This is a genomic window from Roseibium sp. RKSG952 (assembly GCF_009711355.1).
The window spans coordinates 1-906 of the sequence record NZ_SMMF01000422.1 but is presented as its reverse complement, the minus strand read 5'-3'; the positions used below and the strand labels follow the sequence as shown (position 1 = coordinate 906).

At 52.0% G+C, this 906-nt stretch carries 1 tRNA gene; it reads left to right on the top strand.

Annotation, left to right across the window (positions count from 1 at the left end):
* Nucleotides 1-832 precede the first annotated feature (832 nt).
* Nucleotides 833-905, top strand: a tRNA-Ala gene (locus E1297_RS01340).
* Nucleotide 906: the final 1 nt, after the last annotated feature.

Here is a 906-nt window from a genome sequence, read left to right as displayed (position 1 = left end):
GGAAGGGGTTTGCCGCGCTTCTGGATCAACGCAACGGCGGTGACGAAGACTGGGCCGGGAGGGCGTCATTCATCTGAACTGTGCTCTGGAAACCCCGTTTTTTAGGGCAGGGAAGACGTTAATCGGCAGGACCAGGAGAGGCGATGCCGGGAGTAATTTGCAAAAATGTAAAGAAGTCCTTTTCGGCGAATGACGTGACTTCGAATTCTATGTTCCGGCGGTCAACCGGAATTCGCCTTGACGAATTCTTAAAAGTCGTTCTATATGAAGACCTCGGGCATGGTGCTCGAAACAGAGGAATTCGAAATTTCAGATGGCGCACGTACGCAATATCGCAGTCAATCAGAACGCAACCGCCGGGACGGCAAGGGGCGTGATTGGCATGCGCGCTGCTACGGAGGGCTACAGGGACTAAGCGAGGAAAGCAAAATCCCGGTCGGTTTTAAACCGGATCCTTCCAACGAAAACGGAAGGGTCCGGTTTTTTTACGCCTCCGGGAAAGGAAAGACATGGACGACGACGATAGCGGACCCGCGAGAGGCGGGATGAACTTCAACTTTACCTATTTTCCGGCGCGGAATTTTCCGTGAACAGGAGAGGTGTGCAAACTCAATTAAGTCATTGAAAATATTATATTTTTTTGATTTTTGGTGTTGACGAGTTCGAATTCGCCGGTTATCGTTTGAAACATGGTCGGAAACGACCTGGTCCTCAAACAAGATGAGGACGGTTCTTTGACATTGTTGGCTGAAACAAATTCGTACCACGCTTGCCGCATCGGCGTCCGCGGCGTGGAATAATGCGACGAGCGGGAAATGATGCTTCGTGGAAAGGGGCTATAGCTCAGCTGGGAGAGCGCCTGCTTTGCAAGCAGGGGGTCGTCGGTTCGATCCCGACTGGCTCCAC